Origin of the sequence: Candidatus Magnetobacterium casense (genome assembly GCF_019173545.1) — a bacterium.
GTDB lineage: Bacteria > Nitrospirota > Thermodesulfovibrionia > Thermodesulfovibrionales > Magnetobacteriaceae > Magnetobacterium > Magnetobacterium cryptolimnobacter.
Window position 1 is genome coordinate 1 of the sequence record NZ_JABXWD010000805.1, and the last position, 1,013, is coordinate 1,013.

Consider the following 1,013-nt stretch of genomic DNA (forward strand, 5'->3'; position numbering starts at 1 on the left):
CACTTCTGGCAGTGCCTGTTGAAACCGTTCTCGGACCTGTGTCATAATGCTCCTCATAGCAGGATGCGCAGCAGGTGAGCACCGCAGCTCAAAAATATGCGCCCACTCCCGAAAATTCGCCGTGACAACGATTTCCGTCTTCAAAGCGTTCGGAAGCACATCTCTAGCCTGTTGTGGCTGCCAGCCTTCCGCCAGTAGGCTGTTGTAGTCTGATTCTGCTTCCAGCAACGAGACCAGCCAGCAGTGGCAGGCACCTCTGTAGAGCCTAGCTTTTGTCTGGTCCATCTGTCCTTCTGGTACAGTTCCCATTAGCCACGGCGGAATAATAAACTCAATCCCTTGCCTGCCATAGTTAACGTATCTAGTACTAGTTTGGGTGAAACTCGCAATTCTGTGCCTGACCGCCTCGTGTGACACCCCGCGGTCGACGGTAAGCTTGACAGTAGCACTCACGTGCTCAATGACTGACTGGTGGTTCCGTCCCATCAACATCCGCACGAACCGAGGAGCCGACTCCGCAGTGATCTTGTCCTCGCTTTTGTACGCTGTCCTTCCAGCTAGCTCGATCAGCCGCAGTGACTCCTCCCGAGACGGCATGGATAGGATCTCGAAACTCGGTAGGACAAGCTTCATTTCTTTGCTCCTCTTCATCAAAAAACGTGCGCTGACCAGGCAGCGACTTCACCTGTCGTCTACCCGTACCAAGTCTTGGGACCCAGCTATCGAGCCGTATCTGCCTACAGAAGGCACAGTTACACTTCTTGCTCATGAAACAGGTCCCGCGGAAGAAACAAGATCCCGTTAAACCACTGTACGCACTTAACAGGAATGCCACGAAACGAAAGATTGTCCCAGGTCTTTGGCGCCTCGTACTGTAACAGCTCAGCTCTGTTGGTCAAGTCCTCTTGAATATCCTGCAACTGGTCTGGACCAATCACCCAGACCATGTTGCTGGAAGCGCCGCCTTGTCGTTTATGAGCCCGTCGCAGTTCTTGAACAATCGTTGACGCCAT

Annotated in this window: 2 protein-coding genes; both read right to left on the reverse strand. The window is 53.0% G+C overall.

Annotated elements, in window-relative coordinates:
* On the reverse strand, positions 1–633 hold a 633-nt coding region (gene thyX / locus HWQ67_RS19680; protein WP_218254394.1), incomplete at its 3' end, for an FAD-dependent thymidylate synthase.
* Positions 634–752: 119 nt separating this feature from the next.
* A partial coding sequence (locus HWQ67_RS19685) for a hypothetical protein (protein WP_218254395.1) occupies positions 753–1,013 on the reverse strand: 261 nt, incomplete at its 5' end.